The organism is Aminiphilus sp. (assembly GCF_029975095.1).
Taxonomy (GTDB): Bacteria; Synergistota; Synergistia; order Synergistales; family Aminiphilaceae; genus Aminiphilus.
Genome location: NZ_JARKPW010000197.1, coordinates 22,473 through 29,840 on the forward strand (window position 1 = coordinate 22,473; position 7,368 = coordinate 29,840).

A 7,368-nucleotide genomic window follows, 5' to 3' on the forward strand; every position below is an offset into this window, starting at 1 on the left:
TCACGCTCCTTCTTTATTCCATGCCGCGTACGCCGCCTCGAGAGCACCCGTTTTCGGATCGGCACCGCACTCTCGAAGGGCCGCATAAAGGCTTCCCAGATACAAGGCGATCTCCGGCCAGCCGAGATCGCCGTAATGGGCAAAGCGGATCAGGTCCTCCTTGAGCCGCCCCTGCCCCTCCGCCACCTCGACCCCGAGGTCACGAAGCGTCTTCTGCAGGCGTTTCGACATGCCGGGAACCCGCAGCGCCGTCACCCCCCAAGAGCGACGCGCCTCCTCCGCCACCAGAAGCGTGCACCCCAGAGCACGGACTCCTTCCGCGAAAGTCCGGGCGAAACGCCTTCGTGCGGCGAACCACCGGGCGTGACCGTATTCGCCGAGGAAGGCCAGGGCGGCATCGAGAGCGTAAAAGAGCGTCACCGGAGGCGTATAGGGATTCTGTGGCTCCACCTTGTCGAGAAACGTCCGGTGTGCCCGCAGGTCGAAGAAAACGCTCCGGGAAGGTGTTTCCTCCACAGCCTTCCATGCTTTCGGAGAGAGCCAGACAAGCGCAACGCCGGGAGGTGTGAGCAACCCTTTCTGGGAACTGGAGGCCAGACCATCCACGCCCCAGGTTTCGGGAGAACAGGGCATGCACCCGAGACTGCTCACGGCATCGACGAGAACGAGAGGACGGGGCTCCGGCATGGCTCGAACGATCCGCCATATGGGATTCGTGACCCCCGTGGAGGTCTCGTTGTGGGTGAGCAGAACGAGCCGCACATCTCCGTTTTCCTGAAGGGCTTCGCGGACCCGCTCCGGAGAGACGCTGCTCCCCCAGGGCACATCCACGGAAACGACATCTCCCCCCATGCGGAGAGCAATATCTCGAAAACGATCACCGAAGGCACCACAGGAAACGGAGAGCACTTTCATGCCCGGGCGAAGCATTCCGCCGAGCATTCCCTCCAGCGCCCCGGTCCCCGAACCGGGAAAAAGCAACACCGGTCCGTCCACGTGAAGGAGATCCCGAAGACGATTCTGAAGACGGCCGAGAAGGGAACCGAAATCCGGCTCCCGGTGACTCATCAGGGGCCGCGCCGCCGCCGCGGCGACCATGTCCGGCACCGGAACCGGACCGGGCGTACAAAGAAACTTTCCCATAAAACATTCCTCCCGTCTGCGCATTTCCCTTTGCAACACCACGCCCTTCCGGGCCTGTTCCCCTCTTCGGACATGACATCTTTCCCGTCGAAAAACCTGAAGTTCCATTGTGAACGGGAAACGAACAAGAGGGCCGGGAAACGCTCCCGGCCCTCTTCCGCATCGTCGTGGTGGAATACTTTCCGAAATATCCGCTACTTCCACTCCTCCATTTGCGGTGCCGGGAAACGCAACATATCCTCTCCCCAAGACCGGGAAGAGGAGCAGGTACCAGCGCCACAAAGAGATCGGGAGAAGAAGATCCAAAACATAACGCCGCCTCCAGAGAAAAATGTTGGTGTCACTTATAGCACCAATCCGTGCCGCGGTCAAGGAGGATTTCTAAACGAAAAGACAGTTTGACCGGCGTATGTCACCCCGTTTCAGGAAGGAAGGCGAACCCCTCATCGAAAAGGGCGCAACAGGCCTTGACGATATGGGGATCGTAGAGAGAACCCGCCTTGCTCTGCACCTCGCCGAGAGCACTCTCGATGCCGAGGGACGGTCTGTAGGGCCTATGGGAGAACATGGCCTCCACCACATCCGCCACAGCGAGCACTCGGGCCTCGACCATGATGGAATCTCCGCAAAGCCCCCTGGGATAGCCGGAACCGTTCAGGCGTTCATGGTGCTGGTGAACGATTCTGTCCAGAGGCCAGGGAAGGCGCACGGAACCGAGAATCTCCGCGCCGACCTCGGGATGTGTTTTGATGATCATGTATTCGATGTCGGTCAGCTTTCCCGGTTTGCTCAGGATTTCCGAGGGGATCTTGATCTTGCCGATGTCGTGCGTCAGAGACGCCATGAACACCGCATCAACCGTCTCTCTTCCCAGCTCGAGTTTTTCCGCGATGGCCTTGGCAAGCTCGGCCACACGCCGCTGATGCCCCGCCGTATAAGGGTCCCGAACCTCCACGAGCTTCGCCATGGTCCTTACCGTATCCCGCACGGACTCCTCCAGTCGCAGCAGGCTCTTCCGGAGATCCTCGTCCCGTTCGAGAAGACGACGCTGCATTTCTTCGGCTTCAGTGAGGTCCCGCAAGACGAGAACCGCTCCGACCAGCGCTCCCGACGTGGAAAAAATCGGCGAGGCGGAGACATTCACCGGCATGGAGACATCGGAGGCCGAGGCAAAAAAGGAAACACGGGTCGCACAGGAAACGCTCCTGCCTTCCCGCAATGCCAGCCCGAGAGGATCCACGTCCCCACCGTTGAAAGAGAGAAGCGTTCCGGCGGGCGTTCCCGCAGCGCGCTCCTCTCCGACGCCGGTAACAAGCTCCGCCCGAGGATTCATGGTCTTCACCCTGCCATGGGCGTCGGTGCTGATCACTGCATCTTCGAGACTTCGGAGTGTTCCGCGAAGCCATTGCTCCCCTTCCTTCAAAAGCCGCTCCATTTCGTGCTTTTTCAGTGCGACTTCGATGCTCGCCGGAAGAGTGAGATCGTCCACGGGCTTGAGTAGATATCCGTAAGGACTCGTCGCCTTGGCCCTCGCAATGGTTTCCTCGTCCGCGTAAGCAGTGAGGTAGATGATGGGGACATCGAAACGGCTGAGTATTCGTTGCGCCGTTTCGATACCGTCCTCGCCTCCCTTGAGGTGGATATCCATGAGAATGAGACGAAGAGGCGTGCGCTCCACGAAAGCGAGCGCCTCGTCGCCTGTACAGGCGACTCCCACCACGGAAAAACCCGCTCTGTCCAGCTTGTTCCGAAGATCCTGAGCAAAAATGAGCTCGTCCTCCACCAGAAGGATCGTTCTCTCGTCCGCCACGAAGAGCACCCCCTCTCCCCTTCTCTTTACAGGAATCGTTACTGCGGAGAAAACACGAGAAAAAAGACTGGAGGTTCGTCCGAACGGTGCAAGAGGCCCCCGAGAACTCCTTCTTTCCCGACTCTCATTTTCCCAAATCTTTTCAACTTTCACAACACCCTTGCAAAAGAAAGGACTGCTGTTTCAACGTTTTTCCGGAAGCCTTTCTCAAAAGCAGCCGGTACGGCAGGAACGTTCCGGAACGCGCTGGAACAAGAGAAAGAGGTGTCCGGCTTTTTGTTCCGACGAGCGCTGCATCGTGAGAATCCAGCGGACCGGACGAACCCGCACAGGATCACTCGAACATTCCGGTTTCGAAAAAAGAACTGCGGAACAGAAAATGCTCTTCGGGAACAAAAAACATCTCCCGGAAATCCACGAAGTGCCCTTGTCAAAAATCTCAACACAAAGACACTTGACTAACAAAATGAAGCATGCTAGAATGCAACTGTAGGCAGGTTGATCGCCTTCCTCCAAGGGCAGTAAGGCAACGGTAAGCAGTTTCCAAGGTAATGAGTGCCCCGTAGTTGGACACGTAAAGTAGGGTAGGTAGGGTGTGGTTGAGTAGCGTATGAAGAAATCTCCTCAAGAAAGCACCTTTGCAAGTCACTTTCGGACGGAACGGAAGGCGACGACCTGCCCCCTGAAAGACACGGAGACGACCGGAAAAATTTCCCCGGTCGTCTCCGTGTCTTTTCCGAAGCCTGTTTCTGCATCCCCTGTCAGGGGGCGACGCACTCCTTCTCACGGAACTCTTCCTCGTCGAAAACGTAGGCTTTCAAGGGAGGAAATCCGTTGAAGTTCACCGAACAATAGCTTTGCGTGTATGCCCCGGTGGTAAAAAAGTACAGAAGATCCCCCTCCTCGATGTCAGCGGGAAGTTCGTATTTCTCGTTCTCGTAGAGAATGTCCACACTGTCGCAGGTCGGACCAGCGAGAATGACATGCTGACAGGGTCCGGTCCGTTCGGAGTAGATGGGATACTTGATCGCCTCGTCGAGTGTCTCGATGAGGCCCCCGAATTTTCCCACGTCCAGATAGACCCAGTTGTATTGGTTGAACTCTGACTTCTTGGCAATGAGCACCACTTCTGTGACGAGAATGCCCGCGTCCCCCGCGAGAAATCTTCCGGGCTCGACGAAGACGTCGGGTAAATTATCGCCGAAGTCCTCCTGGAGAAACCGGGTGATCTCCCGGGTATAGACCTCCGTGGCAAGGGTCGGTGCCCGGTAATTCGCCGGAAATCCCCCTCCGAGATTGATCATCCGAAGGGCGATTCCCTGCTCTCTTGTCGCATCAAAGAGATACTTACACGTCGCAATGGCGTGATCCCACTGACCGATATCGCGCTGCTGCGACCCCACGTGAAAGGAAATACCGTAGGGATCGAGACCGAGTTCCGCCGCCGAGAGAATGATGCGGTAAATCGTGTCGGGATGGGCACCGAATTTTCTCGAGAGCGGCCAGTCTGCTCCGCTTCCGTCGGTGAGGATGCGAAAGAACACGCGAGACCCCGGAGCGTTTTCCGCGATCTTGAGAACATCGCTGTCAGAGTCGGTGGCGAAGAGGCGCACTCCCTTTTGATACGCATAGGCAATGTCACGGGCCTTTTTAATCGTATTACCGTAACTGAGACGATCCGGAGAAACACCGAGACGCAGCATCTGATCCAGTTCATGGATGGACGCGATGTCGAAACAGGCTCCCTTGTCGATGAGCATGCGCAGAATCTGCTCGTTCGGATTGGCCTTCACCGCGTAATAGATCTTCGCGAAAGGCAATCCATCCTGCAATTCCTGGTACTTCCGCGCCACTTTCCACAGATCGATCACGAGAAAAGGCGTTTCCTTGTCCCGGCAGAACGTCTTGATACGTTGGAAACGCTCCTCCGAAATGTAGCGCTCCAGATCGAACTCGAAATCCTTTGTGCTTTCCACGTACCGATCTCCCTTCTTGCTCATTCCCCGAGGTTCTTCCCCGAAATGAGGATGTCGAAAAGCAGGGTAAGTGTACGCGCTGGGAAAGGGATTCGCAACAACGGAAGGCCACTCGAGGCAACGGTTTTTCTGCTTTTTTCTCTCAATTCGATAACGGATCGGAGCATTTTTCTCAAAAGCAAAAATACCGCAGAGGAAACGTTTCACCTGTTTCAGACTTGGAGGACGAAGGCGGGAGAGAAAAATTCCTTGGTATAACGAGGGTTGTCATGCACGCGATAAGCTTGTCTGGCCGTATTTTCGCGCAATGCCCGAAAACCCGGACTCCATGCGGCGAAAACCGAACTGTCCGAGGGATGTTCCTCTCCCACGGCAGAAGCCGACGGAAGAAGCGTCGTCTGCCGTGGAACAAGCCCGACCACACGCCCCCCTGCAACCTGAGATGCGCGAAACAGTGCTTCCCGAAGCTCCCTGGAAGGACTTCCTTCCACGTCACCATGAGGATAAAAAGGGAAACGCGCGTCCTCTCGCTGCTCGAGCCGCGCTTTTCGCCTCGGAGTGTACTGTTCGACGAATTCATCATAACTCGGCCACAGAAGCATCCTTGCGTTCATGATCGTTCCATCCCTGGTGGAGAGATATTTTCCATGCTTTGTTCTATTCTAGCGAAGGAATAACACTGTGCAAGTCCCTTCGTTCATGATTCTGAAGAATCATACAAGGCCGGGACAAAAAACCGAACTCCCGAAAGATCGTACGATCGGGTGGAACCGACGGTAGGACACTTTCTCAAGAAACCGCGAGTAAGGTCCAACGCACGTTCCTGCGTACAAAAGTGGTATACTCTCCTCGAAACGGGCAAAGAAGCACATCGAACCCAAGGCGGAGCACGCCGGAGCTTGCTTCGAAAAAAGACACCGGACAAGCAACTTCCGCCTCGCAAGGAAATTCCGGTCAGGGAAAACGAGGGGGAGCAGCAAACGTCCACGAGGAGCTTCACATTCTGCAAGAGGAGGAATCGTCATGTCCGCGCAAATGTGGGAATCTTTGTACTCGGAGGTGGGGCGCACTCTGAAACCTTCGCCCATTCGGGAGCTGTTGAAGCTCACGAAAAAACCCGGCATGATCTCGTTCGCCGGGGGCATGCCCGACCCGGACATCTTTCCCGTGGCGGAATTCGAGGAGGCATCGGGAATCCTCGCGAGCAAGGGAAAGGAAGTCCTGCAGTACGGCGCCACCGAGGGATACGAGCCGCTCAAGGCTTTTCTCGCGGAATGGATGGCACCCCGCATGGGGCGTGTGACCGCTTCGGAGGAAATGTGCATCACCACGGGCTCGCAGCAGGTCATGGATCTTTTCGCCGCGGTCATGCTCGACCCCGGTGACATCGTCATCGTCGAGGCTCCTACCTATCCGGGAGCACTTCATTCCTTAAAAAACCGGGGAGCCCGCTTCGTCTCCGTTCCCTGCGACGCAGAGGGCATGCAGGTAGGTCTTCTTCCCGGCATCATCGAATCCCTGCGCAAGGAAGGCAAAAAGGTCAAGTTCATCTACTCCATCGTGAACTTCCAGAATCCCTCAGGATATACCCTGTCGACAGCTCGTCGGCGCACCCTCCTTGAAACAGCACGACAATACAGCCTTCCCATCTTCGAGGACGACCCCTACGGCCATCTTCGCTTCGACGGCGAACACGAACCCACGATCTTCTCCATGGACAAGGAAGACATCGTCCTCTACGCCTGCTCTTTCTCGAAGATTCTCGCTCCGGGAACCCGCGTGGCCTGGGTCGTGGGTCCCAAGGACATCATCCGGAAAATGGTCATGGTCAAGCAGGGGAGCGATCTCTGCACCAGCGTGGTAGCACAGGCCCTGGTGTACGAATATTGCCGTCTCGGACATCTCGACGGGTTCCTTCCCAAGATCATCTCTCACTATCGGCACAAACGGGACGGCATGGCGAAGGCCTTCCGGGAGTGTCTCCCGGAAAAGACGGAATATGCCATTCCCCAGGGGGGCTTTTTCTTCTGGCTCCGTCTCCCCGGAATCGACACGAAGGAGCTTTTCTACAAGGCCGTGGATCGCGGCGTAGCCTTCGTCATCGGCGAATCCTTCTTCCCCGGCGGGGGCGGAAACGAGTTCGCCCGGACCTGCTTCACCTTCGCGAGCGAGACCGAATGTGAAGAGGGAGCGAAACGACTGGCTCTCGCCATCGGCGACCTGGGAAAGTGACGCACCACCCGCGCTGCACCCGCACGAGGACTCCGGAACACGAACAAGCCCCCGCCTTTCCGGCGGGGGCTTGTTCTTTCCGTGAGACCGGCCCGCACGACTCCGGCCATTCGTTCCTCCCCGGACAATCCGAACAGGGAATCCCTCAAAGAATCCGCGCCGAAAACCCAGATGACATTCCAGGAACACCTCCCCTGCGCCTGAGAC

The 7,368-nt window shown here is 57.0% G+C and carries 4 protein-coding genes; 1 reads left to right on the plus strand and 3 read right to left on the minus strand.

Features of this window, described 5'->3' with window-relative positions:
- The 3 genes from Q1K49_RS12660 to Q1K49_RS12670 form a co-directional block, all read right to left on the minus strand.
- Window positions 1-1,143: an alanine--glyoxylate aminotransferase family protein gene (locus Q1K49_RS12660; protein WP_300526366.1), complete on the minus strand. Its 1,143-nt coding sequence runs from the start codon at window positions 1,141-1,143 to the stop codon at window positions 1-3.
- Between the two features lie 412 nt (window positions 1,144-1,555).
- Window positions 1,556-2,953, minus strand: coding sequence for an HD domain-containing phosphohydrolase (locus Q1K49_RS12665; protein ID WP_300526367.1), 1,398 nt, complete (start codon window positions 2,951-2,953; stop codon window positions 1,556-1,558).
- Between the two features lie 761 nt (window positions 2,954-3,714).
- On the minus strand, window positions 3,715-4,953 hold the full coding sequence (locus tag Q1K49_RS12670; protein ID WP_300526368.1) for a type III PLP-dependent enzyme: 1,239 nt from the start codon (window positions 4,951-4,953) through the stop codon (window positions 3,715-3,717).
- A 999-nt stretch (window positions 4,954-5,952) separates the two neighbouring features.
- Here Q1K49_RS12670 and Q1K49_RS12675 point away from each other — a divergent pair.
- Entirely contained in the window at window positions 5,953-7,161 is a 1,209-nt protein-coding gene (locus Q1K49_RS12675; RefSeq protein ID WP_300526369.1) for a PLP-dependent aminotransferase family protein, read from the plus strand.
- The last annotated feature ends 207 nt before the right edge of the window (window positions 7,162-7,368 follow it).

Excerpts from the sequence above, each read along its gene's own strand:
- Q1K49_RS12660 (WP_300526366.1), bottom strand. The coding sequence starts at position 1,143 with ATGGGAAAGTTTCTTTGTACGCCCGGTCCGGTTCCGGTGCCGGACATG.
- Q1K49_RS12675 (WP_300526369.1), top strand. The coding sequence starts at position 5,953 with ATGTCCGCGCAAATGTGGGAATCTTTGTACTCGGAGGTGGGGCGCACT.
- Q1K49_RS12670 (WP_300526368.1), bottom strand. The coding sequence starts at position 4,953 with ATGAGCAAGAAGGGAGATCGGTACGTGGAAAGCACAAAGGATTTCGAG.